General features: G+C 50.1%; 14 protein-coding genes. 11 read left to right on the forward strand and 3 right to left on the reverse strand.

The features are described 5' to 3' along the window. Positions 1 to 65 precede the first annotated feature (65 nt). The 10 genes from ftsH to SH451x_RS21735 all read left to right on the forward strand — a co-directional run bounded on the left by ftsH (position 66) and on the right by SH451x_RS21735 (position 9,494). On the forward strand, positions 66 to 2,072 hold the full coding sequence (ftsH, locus tag SH451x_RS21690; RefSeq protein ID WP_479359242.1) for an ATP-dependent zinc metalloprotease FtsH: 2,007 nt from the start codon (positions 66 to 68) through the stop codon (positions 2,070 to 2,072). A gap of 72 nt (positions 2,073 to 2,144) precedes the next feature. After that, on the forward strand, positions 2,145 to 3,323 hold the full coding sequence (gene rsgA, locus SH451x_RS21695) for a ribosome small subunit-dependent GTPase A (RefSeq protein ID WP_479359243.1): 1,179 nt from the start codon (positions 2,145 to 2,147) through the stop codon (positions 3,321 to 3,323). Positions 3,324 to 3,367: 44 nt separating this feature from the next. After that, a complete protein-coding gene (locus tag SH451x_RS21700; protein WP_479359244.1) occupies positions 3,368 to 4,216 on the forward strand; it encodes an MIP/aquaporin family protein in 849 nt (282 codons plus the stop codon). Between the two features lie 172 nt (positions 4,217 to 4,388). Beyond that, positions 4,389 to 4,976, forward strand: a complete 588-nt coding sequence (locus tag SH451x_RS21705; RefSeq protein WP_479359245.1) for a dihydrolipoamide acetyltransferase — start codon at positions 4,389 to 4,391, stop codon at positions 4,974 to 4,976. Positions 4,977 to 4,990: 14 nt separating this feature from the next. Next, positions 4,991 to 5,368: a flagellar motor switch protein FliN gene (gene fliN, locus SH451x_RS21710; protein WP_479359246.1), complete on the forward strand. Its 378-nt coding sequence runs from the start codon at positions 4,991 to 4,993 to the stop codon at positions 5,366 to 5,368. A gap of 44 nt (positions 5,369 to 5,412) precedes the next feature. Beyond that, positions 5,413 to 6,297 carry a FliO/MopB family protein gene (locus SH451x_RS21715; protein ID WP_479359248.1) on the forward strand — a complete coding sequence of 295 codons (885 nt, stop codon included), beginning with the start codon at positions 5,413 to 5,415 and terminating at the stop codon, positions 6,295 to 6,297. 10 nt (positions 6,298 to 6,307) lie between these two features. Continuing rightward, positions 6,308 to 7,234: a flagellar type III secretion system pore protein FliP gene (gene fliP / locus SH451x_RS21720; RefSeq protein WP_479359249.1), complete on the forward strand. Its 927-nt coding sequence runs from the start codon at positions 6,308 to 6,310 to the stop codon at positions 7,232 to 7,234. Positions 7,235 to 7,283: 49 nt separating this feature from the next. Beyond that, entirely contained in the window at positions 7,284 to 7,562 is a 279-nt protein-coding gene (locus tag SH451x_RS21725) for a flagellar biosynthetic protein FliQ (protein WP_479359250.1), read from the forward strand. 33 nt (positions 7,563 to 7,595) lie between these two features. Next, a complete protein-coding gene (locus tag SH451x_RS21730) occupies positions 7,596 to 8,417 on the forward strand; it encodes a flagellar biosynthetic protein FliR (RefSeq protein WP_479359251.1) in 822 nt (273 codons plus the stop codon). Positions 8,418 to 8,420: 3 nt separating this feature from the next. Further along, entirely contained in the window at positions 8,421 to 9,494 is a 1,074-nt protein-coding gene (locus tag SH451x_RS21735; protein WP_479359252.1) for an EscU/YscU/HrcU family type III secretion system export apparatus switch protein, read from the forward strand. Between the two features lie 13 nt (positions 9,495 to 9,507). Here SH451x_RS21735 and SH451x_RS21740 read toward each other — a convergent pair whose 3' ends face one another. Then, positions 9,508 to 10,620, reverse strand: coding sequence for a sulfotransferase family protein (locus SH451x_RS21740; RefSeq protein WP_479359254.1), 1,113 nt, complete (start codon positions 10,618 to 10,620; stop codon positions 9,508 to 9,510). Between the two features lie 159 nt (positions 10,621 to 10,779). On the opposite strand from SH451x_RS21740, the gene flhA reads away from it, so the two are divergent. Next, a complete protein-coding gene (gene flhA, locus SH451x_RS21745; RefSeq protein WP_479359255.1) occupies positions 10,780 to 12,876 on the forward strand; it encodes a flagellar biosynthesis protein FlhA in 2,097 nt (698 codons plus the stop codon). A 190-nt stretch (positions 12,877 to 13,066) separates the two neighbouring features. Here the strand turns inward: flhA and SH451x_RS21750 are convergent, their stop codons facing one another. Together SH451x_RS21750 and SH451x_RS21755 are read right to left on the reverse strand one after the other, a co-directional pair. Further along, positions 13,067 to 14,143 (reverse strand): prenyltransferase/squalene oxidase repeat-containing protein, encoded by a 1,077-nt coding sequence (locus SH451x_RS21750; protein WP_479359256.1) that lies wholly within the window; start codon positions 14,141 to 14,143, stop codon positions 13,067 to 13,069. Further along, a complete protein-coding gene (locus SH451x_RS21755) occupies positions 14,140 to 19,833 on the reverse strand; it encodes a coiled-coil domain-containing protein (protein WP_479359257.1) in 5,694 nt (1,897 codons plus the stop codon). Before SH451x_RS21755 ends, SH451x_RS21750 begins: the two co-directional genes overlap by 4 nt. Between the last annotated feature and the right edge of the window lie 37 nt (positions 19,834 to 19,870).

A 19,870-nucleotide genomic window follows, 5' to 3' on the forward strand; every position in this document is an offset into this window, starting at 1 on the left:
TTTGCGTTATTTACGCGCGATGATCGCAGAGGAATCGAATCGCTAAATTTGACGAAAGTATTTGAATGAGCAGTCCGGCTAGGGAAGATAAGAAAGAATTGCCTCAAGGAGCGCCGCGGAAGGGGCAAGGATGGGTGATCGTTTTCATCATCCTCGCAGGCATTGCAATTGTCTTCTTGTTTCGAAGCGCGCGCAATATTTCGGATATCGAAACGCCCGTTTTTTACGAACAACTACGCGCCAATAACATTTTAGATGTCAAAATCTATGACGACAGCGCCTATGGTACGTTTGACGTGCCTCCAGACCGGATCGTCTCGTACGGCCCGGATGGTAAGTTGATTGAGCCTTCTAAGGATGTGCAGGGCAACCCAGCGCGGTACCGCAAGAACTTTTACGTCAAACTACCCGGCGACGATGTCAGTCGCGGTAAGCTGCTACAACAGCTTGAAGATCTTCGGGCAAAGAACCCAAAATTTGTCTATGACGTGGTGCCGGGCGACATGACCGGCCAGTTTACAACCTTCTTGTACGTCGCCATTGCACTAGCGACCCTAGCACTGATCTGGATGTTTTTACGTCGTTCCCGTGAAAACATGATGGGTGGAGGGTTCTTGTCAAGCTTTTCGCGATCCACAGCACGACGCTACGAAGCGACCGAACAGCAAATTACGTTTGATGATGTTGCCGGATTGGAAGGCGTCAAAGCCGACTTACAAGAGATCGTGGAGTTTCTGAAGGCGCCTGAAAAGTTTCAAAAGCTAGGCGGTCGCGTACCCAAAGGTGTACTCCTTTGCGGACCTCCAGGAACGGGTAAGACATTGCTGGCGCGAGCAGTGGCAGGCGAAGCTGGCGTTGCCTTTTTCAGCGTCAACGGTTCCGAATTTATCCAAATGTTTGTTGGGGTCGGTGCTTCCCGCGTGCGAGACCTCTTTCAACAAGCCAAGGAAGCTGGCGCTGCTATCATTTTCATCGATGAAATAGATGCCGTCGGTCGTCAACGTGGTGCTGGCTTAGGCGGCGGGCACGACGAACGTGAACAGACGTTGAATCAGATTCTTTCGGAAATGGATGGTTTCTCTCCAACCGACAGCGTCATTATTATGGCGGCGACCAATCGACCTGATGTCCTTGATCCGGCGCTTCTGCGGCCTGGTCGTTTTGACCGACACGTCAATGTTGGCAGACCTACACTCAAGGGTCGAACGGAGATTTTCAAGGTGCACGTCCGCGATGTTCCGCTCGATGATAACGTCGACTTGAAACGACTTGCCGAATCTACCGTTGGAATGACCGGTGCAGACATACGCAACGTGGTAAACGAGGCGGCGCTGTGGGCGGCTCGAAACGACAAATCTCGCGTGTCGATGGAAGATTTCGACCATGCGCGAGACAAAGTTGTTATGGGAGCCAAACGTGAAGAAGTGCTCAGCCGCAACGATTTGATTAACACCGCGTACCACGAGGCGGGCCACACCTTAGCGGCTTGGTACCTACCTGGTGCGCAGCGCGTCTACAAAGTCACCATCATTCCGCGCGGTCGTTCTTTGGGCAGCACTCACATTGTGCCACAAGAAGACCGCATGACTATCTCGGAAAGTGAGGCTCGCGACCAACTCGTTGTACTGCTTGGCGGTCGCGCGGCAGAGCGGGTCATTTTTGACGAAACGAGTGCCGGAGCGGAAAACGATTTAGAACGTGCAACGAGCCTTGCACGCCGAATGGTTTCGCACTGGGGCATGAGTCAAAAAATCGGCCCCGTGAGCTACAAGACGTCGGATGAAGATCCATTCTTAGGCCGCGAAATGCATCAACAGCGACAATTCAGCGAGCATACCCAAGAGACCATTGATGCAGAAGTCGGTGATATTCTGCGTGCTGCAGAACGTCGCGCTATTGATTTGCTACATGAGAAACGACGCGAACTCGAAGCGCTCAAAGAAGCACTCATGACAAAAGAAGAGCTGGACGAGAACGAAATTACTAGCTTAATTGGACCGAGTGTTCACGCGGGTAAGAACGAAGAACATGAAATTCCAGCGGAATTCCAAGTTACTAATACCCCAAGCTAGCATTCGCTTCCGAAACGTTATCACGCTTCGTGGTCACAAAAATTAAGCAACTTTCAATGGCAATGTTTTGTTGTGGCTAAAAAGAAGCGACAGATACGCGTCGAGTTTCGCAAAAAGTATGAGTCTCGAACGCGAGATGAAGCAGATCTGACCAAGCGTTACCGCGACTCGGCGCAATCAGACGACATCGATACGCAGAATCGTCAGCGGGTAAGCGGTAAGGGGCAGTGGACGCGACGGAGAACTATCACCGTCGAAGGCAGTCAGGGCGATCCTGAGAATTCAGACACTCCGCAGTTGGGAGTCGACGAAGCTGGAGTCTTGCGAGGTCTTGTGCTCCGCGTCCACGGGTTGGAATCGATCGTTCGCTGCGACGATGGTCGCGAATTCCGCTGCGCTGTACGGCGACTTCTAAAAAGCATGGCCACCGACCAACGGCACGTCGTCGTTGCAGGTGACCACGTTCACTTCCGCCCGGAAGGAAAAGAGCAGGGCTGGATCTTACGCATCGAACCCCGGCGAAGCGAGCTTGCTCGAACGAGTCGGGAAAAACGCCATGTGATCGCTGCCAACGTTGACCAACTGCTTATCGTGACTAGCGCCGCTGAACCTGGCATCAAGCCAAACCTGATTGATCGGCTACTTGCAACAGCCGAACATAGCCACGTTGAAGCCTGCATTTGTATTAACAAATGCGACTTGATCGATCCAGCTTCACTGCAAGCGTTAGCTGGCACCTACGCTCAAATGGGATATCGAATTCTGCTGCTAAGTGCTGCCAAGCACTGGAATATCGATATGTTGCGTCGGCTGATGCGCGATAAATATACCGTGGTGATCGGTCAAAGCGGTGTCGGTAAGTCGTCTATCTTGAACGCGATCGAACCTGGCCTTTTGCAACGCGTGCAAACAGTCAGCAGCGAGAACCAAAAAGGCCGACACACCACAACTACCGCTCAAATTTTTCCGCTACAGTGTGGCGGAGCGATGATTGATACCCCGGGTGTCCGCCAGTTCCAGTTATGGGATATTATCGTCGAGGAACTGTCTGGACTCTTTCGTGATATACGCCCATTAGCGTCACGCTGCCGCTTTCCCGATTGCACTCATGTGCACGAGAAAGATTGTGCTGTTAAGGACGCAGTCGCCGACTATCGGCTAGATGTGCGGCGTTACGAGAGCTATGTACAAATGCGCGACGATCCTCAAGGAACTCAACAATCGATTTCAGATGAGTATGAATTCGAGTAGCTTTAACGCGATTTTCAACAGTAGATTTACAGTCGGTATTTAAAATGGCAGAAGAGAATTACCACTTGTCACCGCCGCGCCGATGTTTCTCTGAATTCTTAGCGACCTTCATCTTTCTCTTCTTTGGCCTGGGCGCTGTCCACGCCGCTGTACTCACAGATGCGCAATCAGGTGTTTGGCAAATTGCCATCGTCTGGGGGATGGCAATTGCGATTTCGATCTACTGTTTTGGTGCTGCGAGCGGAGCACATATGAACCCTGCGGTAACAATCGCACTGGCGGTATTTCGCGACTTTCCTAAGGTTTTGGTCGTCCCCTACATTCTAGCGCAGGTTGCTGGCGGATTTTGCGCAGGAGCTTTTCTATTCTTTATTTTCCAGGGTTGGATCATTGCGAAAGAAGAGCACTTACAGGTGCGGCGCGGTGAGCCAGGTAGTATCGCAACTGCGATGTGCTATGGAGAGTACTATCCGGCTCCTGGAAGCATCGCCAGCAGCAAAACGCCTTTCGAGCAATCGCAGCTCGATGAACTGCGAACTCGTGTTAGCCATTCACAAGCGTTTGTTGCCGAGTTCTTTGGCACCGCCGTTTTGGTTTTTGCCATATTCTCACTGACAGCCCCCAAAAATTCCGGAAAGCCCCTCGCTGGCTTTGAACCTATCTGGATAGGGCTCACCGTCAGTTGTTTGATAAGCGTCATTGGGCCATTGACGCAAGCATGCTTCAATCCAGCACGAGACTTTGGCCCACGACTATTTGCGTACTTTGCCGGCTGGGGAACTGTCGCATGGCCAATGCTGGACGACCTCTCTTGGCTTACTGTCTATATCGTTGCGCCCATTCTTGGTGGTGTTGTTGGTGGCGGGATTTCGAAGCTCAACGGCTATCGCTAAAAAGGCTAAACTTCTCTCGTAACCGTCAAAAACGGTACAACCATCAAGCTTTCTAAGCTTCGGGAAATAACCTGAGCGCTTGCATTTCACATCTTCGGATTCGCAGACCTAGAGTTCTTTGGTCAAAAATCGAGGTCGCATTTCAGCGACGGAGTTGTGAAAGGTTGAAGTTGTGTCCGCAAAGAAAACAGAAGAACCAAAGCCAGTCGCACCTGCAGAAACACCTGCGAGCCACGGTGACGCCGCCGCGCCAAAAAAGTCCATCATGGGCAAGTTAGCCTTGGTAGGGTTTGTTGGGTTCGTCATTATGGCTGAAACCGCCGTCTTCTTCTTTATGGTGCCAAGCGGCGAGGAAGTCGCGGCGCTGGCGGAAACTCGGCTGATCCATCAAGCCGAAGTAAAGCACCTACTTGATAGCCACGAAGAAAACAGCGGTGAACGAATTGTCGAGTTCGATTTGGGCTCGCACGGAATTACGTTCACACCTTCCGGAAGCGATCGCCAGTTTCGCGTCGAGTTCCAACTCTTCGGGACTTTGCAAGCTAAAGACTTGGACAAGATGAAAGCTCTTTTTACTGAACGCGAAGGCAGATTTCGTCATCGCTTGCATTTGGAAATACGGAATTCGTCGCTCGACGAGCTGAACGAAAACCAACTGGGGTTGATTCAGCGGCGAATATTGGCGACAAGTACCGAATTGTTAGAAGAGGCAATCCTGTTAAGCGTGGGGTTTCAGGATTACCAAGTAATTGAGGATTAGCAGGAAAGACTGGCATGGATGCTGACGAACTTCTGGACCAAGCGGAAGCCGCGCTCAAAGATGTCGAAGCGGCACTGCAAACACCGAAAGCGCAGCCCTATCATTTAGAAGAATTGATAGGGGATGGGGGACCGCCCGAAAAGGTCTCCATGGATCTACTTCGAGATGTAAATCTTGAAATGAAGATCGAGCTTGGGCGTACTCAAATGCATCTCGATGAGATACTCAAACTTCGTCGAGGATCGGTTGTGACGCTCGACAAGCTTGCTGGCGACCCTGTTGATATCTACGTCAACGGAAGACTTGTGGCTCGGGGTGAAGTGCTGGTACTCAATGACAACTTCTGCGTCCGCGTTGCTCAATTGATTGGTAGCGATCAAATCGCAGACTGATCCGACTGAAAAATCCATTGGAAAGTTGGCATGGAGGCCGACAAATGCGGCATATCACTGAAACCATCAATTGCAATCGCTTGCTTACATGCTTCATTGCGATTTGCATCCTGCTGCCGTCTGAAAATCCGTCCAAGGCTCAAGACGATTTCTCGCTCCCGCCTCCCGGAACGTACTCGCAGTCCGACAATGCTCGCAGTCCTTTAGTGTCTAGACCAGCTGGCGTTAGCGTCAACAACACCACAGAAAAACAGTACAGCGCACCACCGCCAGCAAATTGGCAGCCCCCAACTGCACAGACGCAAGTTCCGCGATCCAACGTGGCCGCAGTCGTTGATGCGCCAGTTCAACAAGCCAGCTTCACAGCAAGCCTTCAGCCTGTGTCCAACGGAACCGCTGCCCCGCATCCCATTTCTCAAAAATCTGGACGCACAGCCGCATCGATTGCGATTCCACCCGCCGACTCGACAACCGGACAGCACTCGGCAGCACCGAAGGGAATGTGGCAATCACTAGTCACGACCGTTTTTGCGCTGATGATTGTTATTGGGATTTTTGCTGTTCTCATCATGGCAACACGCAAGAAATGGCAGCCAACTCAATCCAATCTGCCAAAGGACGTGTTTCAAGTTCTTGGACGTTCTAGTTACGCTCCGCGACAACAAGTACTCGTTGTCAGATTTGCAAACAAGCTCCTGCTGGTTTCGCATGAGATCGGAAATGTGCAAACGCTTTGCGAGATAGATTCCCAAGAAGAAGTTGACCGCATCTGCGGACTTTGTGAACAACAATCCCAGAGCAGTATTACGGCCAGCTTTAAGAGTGTCTTAAATCAGGTCATCGGCGCCGAGGGCTCAAAGAGGGACACGCTTAACACAAGGTCAGTCTCGAGCAGACTTCGGCAGCAAGTGAAAAGGGAAGCGGTCTAAGGGTAACAAAATGACGACCAACTTAAACCAACGCCTTACCTCGTCCAACGTCAAACGTTGCATTTTGTGTTGCTTTTTCCTGTTGCTTGCTTCGAGAAGCAGTTATGTGCACGCGCAAGGTCCAGCAGTTTCAAACTCCGATCCAACGACAACGTTGATCGAACGTCTCGCTGATGTCGTGGCGGAAAATCAGCGGCTCAAGGATTCTGTAGGCTCCGATACAACTGATCCGAATGGTTTGCTGGCAGGTCCAGAGCATTGGCTAAGCCCCAAGGGACTGTCGGGATCCTTGCAAATCCTTCTGTTGCTGACCGTCCTATCGCTCGCACCGGCGATCCTGCTGATGACAACTTGTTACGTCAGAATCATTGTTGTCTTTGGACTGTTAAGGCAAGCCATTGGATCGCCGCAGCTTCCGCCCAGCCAAGTCATTACGTCAATATCTTTGTTCATTACATTGTTTGTGATGGCCCCCGTCTGGATGGAAGTCTACGACAACGCAATTAAGCCATACACCGCACCGAATTCCACTATGTCTGTTGAAGAAGCGTGGGACAACGGAATTATCCCAGTACGTCGCTTTATGGCAAATCAAATTGCAATGGCCGAAAACTACGACGACGTTCGATTGTTCTATTCGAAGTACAAGCCTGATGGCGCGATGCCCGAGAATTTTGATCAAGTGCCGCTCCAAGTCTTACTACCAGCGTACATGCTCAGTGAATTGAAGACCGCATTTATCATGGGTTTTGCTATCTACTTGCCGTTTCTAATTTTAGATATTGTCATCGCATCGATCACAATTTCGATGGGTATGATGATGCTACCGCCCGCGATTATCTCAACTCCATTCAAGTTGCTACTGTTTGTGTTAGTGGACGGTTGGAACCTCGTCGTCCACATGCTTATCGATAGTTTCGGTACCTACGGTAGCTGATACGACTCTCTTCAGTTGCCTCATGCGAATGAAATGAACTGACAACCTCATGCAGACTCAAGACGCCATCGATTTAGTTCGCTCCGCCCTCCTGACGGCGCTGATCATTGGATCACCATTGCTGTTTATCGGAATGTTTGTGGGGTTGCTTATCTCGCTAGTTCAGGCATTGACCCAGATCCAAGACCAAACGGTCAGCACGGTCCCAAAACTTGTCGCCATTGGTCTGTTAGGCGTTGTGTGCTTGCCATGGATGACAGGTCAACTTGTTTCCTATTGTCAAAACTTGTTCCTTCAAATTCCTGCGCTTGTAGCCGGACAGAAATAGTACGCCATACTACTTGGTTCGAAAGAGGAACAGATGCAGGTAAGCCGACAAATTGAATTGCTCTACCCTCTTCTGTGGACCTTTCTCTGTGTTCTGTCGCGTATCGGACCGCTTCTCGCTCTCATGCCACCGATTCGGGGAAGTTCGGTACCAATGCAAGTTCGCGCGCTGATCGCCATCAGTATCGCCGCCAGTCTAACACCATTAGCGCTAGAGAATGCCCTTCCACTTCCATCGGCGTTGCCCATGCTGGCAATTCAAATTGCCAAAGAACTGATCCTCGGCATGATGCTCGGAGGGAGCGTAATTTTGATCATTACGGGCTTGCAAATGGGAGCTCAGATCATTGCGTCGCTTGCGAGTATGGAAATGGCAGAAACGGCAGATCCAACAACGAACGAATCAAGTTCCGTCATTGCCCAGATCTTTTCGTGGTTGGCGATGGCAATATTCTTATTTGTCGGCGGCCATCGGGAAATGCTCCAGTGTTGTATCGAGACTTTTCAATACTACCCAGCTGGGGGTGTTCTTCTTGAGGAGTCATGGCTTATGCATACCCATCGAATGTTGCATCACGCTGCAGCTATCGGTTTGCGAGCCGCTGCGCCCGCTGCCATTGCGCTCATCCTTGCCAACCTAACAACAGCATTGCTCGGACGCACCTTGCCTCAATTAAATATTATGGCGATTGGATTCAACATCAACGTTATTGTCATGACCTGGGTACTGATGGCGTCGATTGGAACAGTCGGTTGGATATTCCAGCGCGAGATCGCGACTTGGATCGAAGAGACCCGAGCGGTCTTGATCGTAGGTTCTGCATCAAATGATTTTCGCCCGGAGGAGTCACCTTAGACGATGGCTGATTCGGGTGGTGATAAGAAACATGAGGCTACTCCCTACCGTCGCGAGAAGGCTAGGGAGGAAGGAAATATCGCCAAGAGTCAGGACCTTGCGTCTGCAACTCTATTGCTCGCTGCCGTTTATACATTAAACATCTTTGGCCCAAACTTGATAACGGTTCTCTCAGAGGTCATCGCAGACCAACTCACCAGTACCGCGTATCGAAATCACGATGTGAATACGCATTTACGTGAGTTTGTAGGTGTGACTTACCGTTGCATGCTTGCGCTAGCCCCGATCACCGGCTTGCTGTTCCTTACGGCTCTGATCGTAAACGTATCTCAGACTGGGCTTGTGTGGTTACCGAATAAGCTATCTTTCGATTTTCAGCGAATTGACCCAATTGCAGGCTTCAAACGACTCTTCTCTCTTACGAATTCAACCCGACTGGGTTTTGGTCTCATCAAAGTCACGCTCGTGGGACTACTCCTTGTCGGTGGAGTAGTCATGGAATGGGACACGATCATGCAAACCGGCAGCATGAGCATCGAAGACGTATCAAAATTTGTTTGGTCAACCGTCTTTGCGATGATTCGGCGAACTGCGGTTGCTCTTGTAATTCTTGCAGTCCTTGACTTTGGTTTCCAAAAATGGAAGCATGAGCAAGATCTGCGCATGACTGACGAAGAAATTCGAGAAGAAGCCAAGAACACGCAAGGCGATCCTCATATTAAGGCCAGACGGCGACGCGTCCAGCGTCAGCTATCAACGCAACGTTTACAGTCCGATGTTGTGAAAGCCGACGTTGTCGTGACTAACCCTACAGAACTAGCCGTCGCAATTCAGTATGATCCGCTGACCATGAAAGCACCGATCGTGATCGCAAAAGGTGCAGATCTAATCGCTGCTCGGATCCGTCGCCTTGCTCTGGAAAATGAAATCCCGATCGTTGAACGTAAACCACTTGCGCGAGCATTATTCAAAGCCGTAAAAGTTGGTCAAGCTATTCCTGTTTCCGAATATTCGGCCGTGGCTGAAATACTCAAGTATGTCTACGAAGTCAAAGGCAAGAAGATGCCGGGAATGTAGGCGTCATAATGACCTAACTTGATGCGTAGGCGTACTGATCACAATATTGCTTGCAACGAGTTTTAATCTTCTCTTCTAGCGAGCTCTCACATTTCCAAACGTTGGTTTGGTAGTCTCGATCGACATCCATGCGATCATGCACTTTCTGACGAACCGACTCGAACTGACCAAGCCCCAGACTGTCGTATATCTTTTCAACGCTCGCAACCGGGTCGGCAATCAGCGTTTCGTATTCGATCTCGATCAGCCGATCAGCGGGCAAAGTAGGTCGCGCTTCGTTATAACCCTCATACATTCGCTCGAAACAGTTGAACACATAGTCCTCTACGGAAGCGTCATCCTCATAAGCTTGCAAGCCTTGAACATGGTCCAGTGATTTCCAAAGTTTGATCGTCGACGGAATCATTGACATTGGATTTCGCGAGATATGAACGAACTTCGCATCAGGGTACATTTGGGACAACAGGCCAAGCCGTCCAGTATGTGGTGGACTCTTTAAGATAAGTGTTTTCTGCAAGCGGTAGGTAAGCGCTTTAAGCAACCATTCGAAATTTCGCTTCCAAGATTCTAACTTGTCAGGCGGAAAGGTCCCAGTTGCTAGTGTATCAATACTGACTGGATATCGTGGAAATGCAATTCGCGTGTACGACGATTCTGCCCCTAGAGCCATCAATGCAAACTCGTCTTCCTGCGGCAGTTTCCAGCCAGCTTTCATATTGTCCATCGGCCGCCGTTTGGGAACTAGAAAGTTGCCAAACCTAGTCATCAATCCTTCGGTCAATAAAAAATGCCACGGGGCAAAACATTGGTAAGTATTGGGAGAAGCAAATCGGTCATCCAGATGCAACAGCTCGTGCAGTAAGGTCGTACCGCTCCGCCAGTGGCCTAAGATGAAGACTGGTGGCCCCACTAACTTCGTGGTCTCGATCGCTTTGCCAAACAGCAAATGCTGGCAAGCTGCTGCAGGATCGGTAAAGAGTGTTGTAAGCGATACGGAAGTGACAAAATGCAAGCGTTTCCAGTCGAACGACCAGTCATGGCTTTTCAGCAACGGCCACCAAACTCTCGAGGGCATTCCGTGCCAGAAGAGGGGTGCGTACCAAGGAAACTTGTTTTTGGTTTGCATGCAATCAGAAAGGCTTAGGATTGAAAGATTTCGATTCTAGACGGACGACTTGCAAACTCAAGTGTCGATTTGGCGCGTTGTTCCATCTGGACTTCAATCAGCAAAACTCGCTAAAAAGCGACGGCGGCTATTTTGCTTTCTTATTGGTTTTCAGCTTATATGTTCACCGGACTACAGACGCTTTTCCGATTTCGCGAGCTTTTGTTTCCAATTGGGATCATTGGGTGTCTATTAGTCATCCTCATCCCCCTACCGCCTTTCTTGATGGACATCGCGTTGTCATTCAACATTGCGATCTCTGTCGTTATTCTGCTGACAACCATTTCGATTTCGACGCCGCTCGACTTCAACATTTTCCCTTCGTTGCTGGTTGCGACGACGTTGGGCCGACTGGTACTCAATATCGCCACGACGCGGCTGATTCTAACGCAAAACAGCGGCGATGACTTGGGCGGAGCTGGTGAAGTCGTTCGAGCGTTCGGTGAATTTGTTTCCGGCGACCGATTGGAAGTCGGCATCATCCTGTTCATCATTATCTTCATTATCAACTTTGTGGTGATTACCAAAGGTGCGACTCGCATAGGTGAAGTAGCCGCACGTTTCGCTTTAGACGGTATGCCTGGTCGCCAAATGGCGATTGACGCTGACTTGGCGGCTGGATCGATCAACGAGAAAGAAGCTCAACAGCGTCGCGAAGAGGTCACCCGCCAAGCTGACTTTTACGGGGCTATGGATGGTGCTGGCAAATTTGTTCGTGGAGATGCGATTGCGGGAATCATCATTACGATGATCAACATTATTGGCGGACTTTACATTGGCACCAAGTATAGTGGCATGACACTAACCGAGGCAGGCGAAGTCTACTCTAAACTAACGATTGGAGACGGGCTCGTTAGTCAAATTCCTTCTTTATTGATCTCCCTAGCCGCCGCTCTTCTCGCAACCCGCAGTACGCAGCAAAGCAATCTCTCGAACGATCTTCTTTCACAAACGTTCGCCCACCCACGCGCATTGATCGTCTCGGGTGGTTTCCTTTTGTTATTGATGACCACTCAGCTTCCAACCCTACCGCTCCTTACCATGGGCGCTGGGTGCATTGGCTTGGCAGTAGTCATGCAAAAGAACGCGAAGGTTAAAGCGGCCAAAGCCGTCGCTGATAAAGCAGCCGTTGATTCGGCGCCCAAGCCTGTCCAGGAAAAGAAAGTGGAAGAGTACCTGGATGTCGATCCGATCCGTCTGGAACTAGGAGCGCGCCTGATCGTACTAGCCGATACCAACCGAGGTGGAGATCTGATGAAACGCATCTCTACCGTGCGTGCTACGTTGGCGACTGAGATGGGCATTTTGCTCCCCATGGTCCGCATTAAAGACAAAATGACCTTACCGCAGTTTGAGTACGAGGTCTTGATGTCCGGAAACCAAGTGGCTACCGGCTATCTTCGTCCCGATAGGTTGCTGGCCATCGACACCGGTTCAACCACAGGGATCATTGCCGGGGAAGAAACGACCGAGCCAGCCTTTGGTAAACGTGCTTTCTGGATTGAGCCCACTAAACGGCAACAAGCTGAGATCTATGGCTACCGCGTCGTTGAATCCGGCGCAGTTCTGGCGACTCACATTCAAGAAGTTGCACGTCGGCATGCGGAAGAGCTACTGACACGAGATGTCACGAAACAACTCATCGAACAGCTAAAGAAGAGCTCACCGACCGTCGTCGAAGAGTTGATCCCAGCAGTACTCAAACTATCTGAAGTGCAACAGGTGCTTCAAAACTTGCTACGCGAAGACGTGCCGATCCGGCAACTCGGCGCGATCCTTGAAACGCTGGGGGATTACGCTACGCGCATTAAGGATCCGATCTTCTTGACCGAGTATGTGCGTCACCGGCTTGCTCGCACCATCTCGCATCGATATCGCGACAAAAATGGTGTGCTGAACGTAGTGACACTCGATCCAGCCATGGAAGACCGCATTGCGGCTGGCGTTGAACATAGCGACCGCGGAATGTTTATACGAATGTCGCCAGCGGCGGTGACACAAACTAACAACCAAATTGCCAAAGCACTAACTCGTTTGGAACAACTCGGTCGACAGCGAATCGTTCTGGTCAGTCCGAAAATCCGCGCTGCCTTGCGCCAGATTACAGCAGAGCATTTACCAGATTTGCGAGTGTTGAGCTATAACGAAGTAACCCGCGACACCAACACAGAAGCGGTCGCGATTGTGTCTGATGCAATCTCGTCAGCCGCCGCTTAATATCGCATTAATCATGATTAGTGCCAGTTAGTGATCCACGCCCACTCCGGCAATCCATAGTCGCGAAACTGCGCCGGAGATCAGTTGGCAAAAGAATGAAGGCAGAAGAATGAATTCTTGCTCTATTCTCTTGCCTTCATTCTTCTGCCACAACAACTCAAGTCTTGAAACTTAAGGGCACAGTCGCTTGTTATCGTTGATATATCGGCAAGTAATGATATCGCACTGAAAGACTCAGGATAGCCATCGCTGTTGCGTAGACATGCCCCGCGCTGTTCTCTTCTCCATTGCTTGGTTCCCAGCGTCCATTTTCTTTCTGAATGGGTAAGAGAACATTCTTGACTTGCTGCTCTGCTTTTTCAGCGACGCTTTCCCCGCGTTGATGCAACGCTTGAGCATAATAATAAATCCCATAATAGAAGAAGCGATCGTTCGCCTTCGGCGGATTATCTAACAGCCATTTTTCAGACGTATTCAGCAACGGTGATTCGTAGTTTCCGCATATCTGCATCGCCAAAGTTCCTGCAGCAGTCATAGCAAACGAAGGATTCCCGTCACCTGGCATATAACCAAACCCAGCCTTATCCTGTTTGGGTAATCCATTATCATCACGTTGCCCTGTATAAGATCGGTCGAGGTACGCAACCGCTTGACTGATTGCCTCGGGAGGTACATCAAACTGGTCGTTTGCAGCAGACCGGAGCGCAAGCAGCTGCCAGACGCTTACCGAAAGATCGGAATCATGGCTGTTCGGGGCGTATCGCCAGCCGCCTTGGTAGTCGCCCGATTTCGGCATCTTCTGAGCTGCAAGTATCAAATCGATACCACGCTGACACTTATCTCGCAAAACTGAATCTTGTTCCGGATTGACCCCCATCCCACTCATCTCGGTCAACATCAAAGTTATGATTCCATGACCGTACATCCTTGAACCGTCTCCCTGTCCAAAATATCCCTCTTCATTGTGCCTCGCATCCAACAGCATGTAATCCAGTGCCTTGCGTATTGCTTCTCCTTCAGGCGAAGGGTCTGTTGGCATTATTCCAGTTGAAGCCATCGCCATGATCGATAATGCAGTCATCGCCGACTCGTTGGCTCTATCCGCAATCGCACCGTCAGGCCGCTGGTGCGTAAGCAAAAATGAAATCCCCCGTTGAATCGAAGCTTCCACATCCCCCGACGGTGGCGCAGCCCAACACGCGGTTGTCATAGTGCAAATAAGCAGCCACGCCGAAAGGTATTCCCACAATTTCTTAAGTTCCATCATGGCGATACTCGCAATCTGGACAATGCTCGGAAATATGCATCGATACTCTCTTGATGCGGTGAGTTCCGATCTGCTCGCCTCTCAGACGATACATCCTCAAGCTGACTCTCCCGCAGTTTTGCCCAGTCGTCTTTCGCATCTCCTTCGCCCTCACTCTGTTCAGGAACTTCAATACTCCCGCCGGCCGAATACTTAGATTCAATATCCCCTGCAGCCGACGCAGTTGAAGTACCTGTTGACTGCGCTGACTTCTGGCGACTGGCGGCGTTTGCGGAAGACTGGCCCGATTTTGGGGGCTCAGGTTTGGTACGTTTCTGCGCGAGCATGTCTGCAAGTTTGTCGGCAGAAGACTGCATTGCCTCTTTTCCCTTTTGTGCTCCCTGCGAATCTCTTTGGCCGTTCGATGCTGATTGACTAGAGCCTTGTTTCCCAGAACTTTGTGATGAACCCGAGCTTTGCCCCGAGTTTGATTGGTTTTGCTGACCTTGTTCTTTTGACTCCTCCTCGTTTGCTTTTTCTGAATCAAAAATGACTCGGTCCAGATCATCGAGCAACCTCGCCATTTCGGAGTCGGTGAGATAGTCGCTAAAGGAAGGGGCCTTTCCTGAAGAAGCTTCCGTCGGCTCTGCACGAGCCCTCGGAGTTGCATTGCTTAAGGCCTCGAGCGTAGTTTCACTTCGTGCCTCGATTTGTTTGAGGAAATCTTCGGACTTGGCGAGGCTCTTCGTTACTGCTTCGCTTGCTTGTTCCGTAAGCCGTGCCGGAGGTAGGACGTTCGGATCACTCTGTTTGAGATTTTGTGTTAAGCCATCGACGACTTCTTTCATAGCACCTTGCGCGACTTTCTCTGCAGCAGTCTTCAGCTCCTCTAGCTTCTCACTCATCCCTTCTTGCTCAAGTCGCGCTGAATGACGACCAACACGTGCGAAATCTTTTCCTGTGCGTACAAGGTCGTTGATCATCGCTTGTTCTTTCATCGCAACCAATTCAGCGCTATTGCGTTGCGTCAAAGGAGCCTGCAGAGCGTTCAACTGCTCGTCTATTCGGCTTGCTTCTGCAACTAAAGTTCTGACCTCATCAACTGTTTCCTGACTTAGCTGCTTTGCTAACTCTAAGTGTCGATCATTCGCACTCAGCTCTGACGTCTCAAGGCTCTGCAGTTGCTCTGACATTCGCTCTACGTCGTTTAGCATCTCACTTGCCGCCGCTGCTCGAAGTCGTACACCATCAAGCTCCGTTTGATCAATGGCGACCTGATTTTCTGCATTTTGCAGTTGATGATAATCGTGAGCCTCTTTTTTTGATTGTTCAAAGCGGTTACGTTGCTGTTCCAATTTTTCTAGCGAACGGTCTAGCGATTTCTGTTCATTTTCGACTTGCCGCTGAAGGTTTCGTTCATGGTTGGTGCGATGATTCGTTTCTCCCTTTAACCAGTTTTCTTTGTCGCGACGAAACCGCTTTTGCCAATCGGTAGCTTCACGTTGCAAGTTGCTTAACTGACGCGGCTCCTGTGCAGGCAGTTTATCTTCAGCGCTCTGTATTTTGCCCGTTTCATCTTCGAAATTTTTAAGAACGGTCTGTAGCTTCTCCTGAATCGAGGCGACTTTGTCTGCGATGTCGGCTACCGCATCGTCAGAAGATAATTGATAGATCTGTTGAGCTGCAGAGCGAACTTCGTTGCGGACTTTGTTTATGCTCTCTTGCGATTCTGCTAGTTGAGCTCTACTGGCCGATTGCTGAATCCAAGACATCTCCTGGTCACCAAGCTTGCTCGCATGCCTTGCCACTTGTTGCATCCGATCAACGGCAGCTTGTTTTGCCGCTCTAATCAATGCGTCCGACTGTTCCAATTCTCGCTGCAGTTCACGTTGTTTTTGTGCCAGGCTTTGGATGGTGGCGTCGGATTGCTTTGCCGTTTGTTCGCTAATCTTCTTTAAATCCGCCTGCATCTCCGTGCGTTCCTTTAGTTTTGCTTCTAACTGTCTTAGAATGTCCTCTGGAGTCATCAGCGCGACTTCCCTCAAGAAACTAGCTTCTTCGTATTCTTCGACATTGTCCGCCGGCTGTTGTGAGCTTTCCTCAAGTTCATCTGCTAATTCGCCATAGTTGGGTTGTTCAGATTGCTCACTTGCTTGCTCAACTTTTTCAAAATGTTCGCCAACTTTCGTCAGAAGTTCCTCCAGCGACTGCTGGTCTTGCATCGCCGATTGCTGCTGCTCCGGTGCTTGCGATCTCTTCATAGACTCGGCAGCTTTCGCTGAAGCCTCTTCGATTGCCTCAAGTGCAGCGTCTGCATCGCGAGCCAGATCGGCTTGCTCTTCATCTAATAGATCTTGGACATTCGCGACGTCTTGCAGCCCCTCTTTCAACTGATCGATTTTTTTCTGAGTATCCTTCTCTAGCTTCTCCAGTGAATCCGGTACTGTTTCTTTCTTCGACATGGCTTCTTTTGTCTTAGAAGCCGCGTCCGCCGCTTCTTTTGCCAGTTCCGATATCGCCGGTACATATTTCGCAATTGTACGTCTGGCTTCTTCTGCAGGCGGCTCCAGCATCAGCATCGTATTCTGAAGCAGTTCGCCATATTCGCGCATGGATGCAGCCATGCGTTGAATTGTGTCTTTAGACCACCGCCGCGGACTGATTGTTTGACCAATGACTTGCACCAGCGGCCCCCAAGACATTGCATTAAACTGTTGCTTTGTCTCGTCGTCGATTGGCTTGAGATCCAGACCTTCGCGTGTGCGTTCCACTTGAAAAATTAGTTCTTCGTAGTTCCTTGGCTGAATCGATCGCAAAATGATTTCAGGCGAGTCCGGACTTGATTCTATTTCCAGAAATGTTCCGTTCATGTCTCCAACAAGCTTCAACCGGTGCGACAGAATAAGCATTTTGCTGGCCTCGGAAACTTCAGCCAGTGCTCGCTTTACTTCTTGACGGTCGCCAAAGCCTGCCGAAAGAATGTTTTCTATAGCTCTTCGAATATTGCCTAGATCTGATACATAGTATCGATTAATGCTCGTGCGCAATAATTCGGCTTCACGCGTTCCTTTCAACGATTCTTGCAACGCATCGGTAGCAAGCTGCAATCGTTCGACTAGAAGCAGAGTTTCGGACGCATCGCTCGCAGATTGAAGTGAATCAAGCAACGCTTGAATCGTTTGCATGCCGTCGATCCAGGCGGCATACTGGTGGCGGGTTGCTTTTCGGCTTTCACGATGCAAGTTCGAAAACTGCCCAACACTCGAGTACAATCGATCGTACTGCTTAAAGCGTTCTCCGTTTTGCCGAATCCAACGACGTGATTCTTCCGAATCCCAGTACGACTTATTTTGCAGTACTCCGCGATTCGTCGTCAACAAGATGCTGGAATGAATTTGCTTTAGGTTTCGCAGGTGTGACTGAAGGGCAGTCTTTTCGCCATCATCAAATACCGTTGCAAAGTTAGTTAGTCTCGTAAGCAATCTCCCTAGGATTCCGCCAATCGCTGCTTGTCGATTTTGAATCTGTTCAGCGTTCATGGAGCCGAGCGTTTGCTCAAAAATCGACTGGCTTTCGATAATACTCACCATGTCTTGACCGGCTGCATTCATCACATCCTCTCCTAGAAGCATCCGAATCGAACGATCTAAGGATACGAATCGATTAGCGAGATGATTCGCTTCATTCTTGACATGCTCAACTTCATCGCGTTGATTAGCACCATCAGAAGATTGCGCAGGGAGATTTTTGGCGAGATTCAAGTAGCGTGGTATTTCAAAAGTCACAAGGGCGTTCAGTGCATGTTCAAGATCAATCAAAGCGTCTTGTTCGGCAAAGTCTTTACTTGCGGGAATCAACGTCAACACTATCGCCCGCATCTTGTCGAGCGTTCCACGGTCACTAGGAACTTTAGGCAACGCTTGGCTTGCCAAATCCTGGTTTTCGTTAGAAATCGTTCTGATATGGTCAGCCCATCCCTTCCACTGCGATGCTTGCTCCATCGATGTTTTTGCCAAAAGCAATCGTCCTTCCAGCACTTGCCAGCGATCGGCCGATACGTAACTCTCGCTTATAACCCACTGCGTAATTGCGCTGGTTGTAGTTTGAGCCAAGCGATCGGTGGCGTTAAAGCGGACTTCAATCAGTTCTGCCATTTCTCCTTGCAGGCTGATCGGATCGAGCATCCACTCAAGTGCTCCGGAACGTTCCTCAGGCAAATCGAGAACAATTTCGTTCCATGGCGAGTTTTCGATTCGCCACTGCACCGCGGCTTGGGCTAGCGGAAATTCGTCGCTAAAACTTACTTTTAAAGGCAGAATGTCTTGCGATGAAACGTACTGGGCGCTGTGCGGTGAGTCATGGGCCCATTCCAACATGGGCGGCTTGTCCTCCATTGCTACAATCTGATACTTCCGAGCGTGATCGGTTTCTTTACCTGTGTCGGCGTCTTGCGCACGGATCGAATAATAAGCGTTGCTTGCGATAGTAAGATCGCCATCCAGCGTCCCATTCTTGCCGCGGTAGAGAGTAACGACCTCGGGCTGATTCCTAGCGTCGTTTTGAATCACTCTCGATCGCGCGGCAATGTCGCGTTCCACTATTAGCTGGGACGAACTAAGTTCCTTATCGGCGCTGAACTGTAAAGTTGCTGTAGTTCCTGTCACTGCCTCAATTGTTCCATCCCATGGCGTTACCTCAAGCGGCGGAAGTTGTGCGTACTCCGGGAACCGTAGCAATAGCGACTTGGGCGCAACAACTGGACGGTCAACGATTCGAAGCTCATACCAACTGCTTTCTGATTGCTCGGCCACAACCCGTAGTTTTGCATAATCACCAGAGAGTGAAATGTTCTGAACGAATTCATTGTCCTCGCGCTCACTAGGATGCATGACAATCTCTTTGACAGGCTCATCGCCAGTCAACACTTGCAGTGTTAACTCCGTCGGCGTTCCGACAATTGATCTCGCCTTGACGGCAAACAAGTCACTTCGAACCTCGATCCACGGATCGGCCGGTGTGATGATGACTAATTCATAGGCTGCAACGCGACCGATATTCGCGGACGGGAAAAGCACACGCCCGACACGCCGGCCAAATGAAATGCCAGGTATGAAGAATGCCAGCGAACAGATCATTGCAAGCAGGATAGCCGCCAAAATCCAGTTTCGAATCGAGCTCCAACGTAAGATATGTTTAGGCGCAACTGTTTCAATTCGAGCAGCCACTTGCATTTGTAACGCATCAACAAAGTCAACCGATCCGACCCGTATGCCTGTCGTTAGAGGCGTTAACACAAGCGACCGCTCCTGCCGCAATCGACTGAGTAGTGGCATCGCAGCCAGCTCTAATGACGACAGCAATCGATTCCGTAACACTGGAGCGTTCGATTCGATTACTCGTGCTAACCACATTGGGGAAGCAAGCCTGCGTGCACGTGGAAAGTAGGCATAACAAAAACTTACGATAGCCACACTCAAAATCGAGAATGTCATCAACCAACGACCGAACATTGGGAGCGAGAAACTGCCATCGATCACGATTCCAATCAACGTAGCGATCGCGAATGCAATCCAAGCTGCACATGCGGAACGCGTAAGCAATACGTTTTGTATTCGCTGAGCGATTAACCGCAGCCTTACAAAAGTGACTTTTGGAATCTCAGTCGACAAGCTGACTAGCGGCACAGCCCCCAGATCGAATTCAGTTCTCAATTTCGACTTATTCGAATTTGCGAAAGTTTTGTTTAAC

The sequence above is a fragment of the Njordella aestuarii genome (assembly GCF_056494165.1).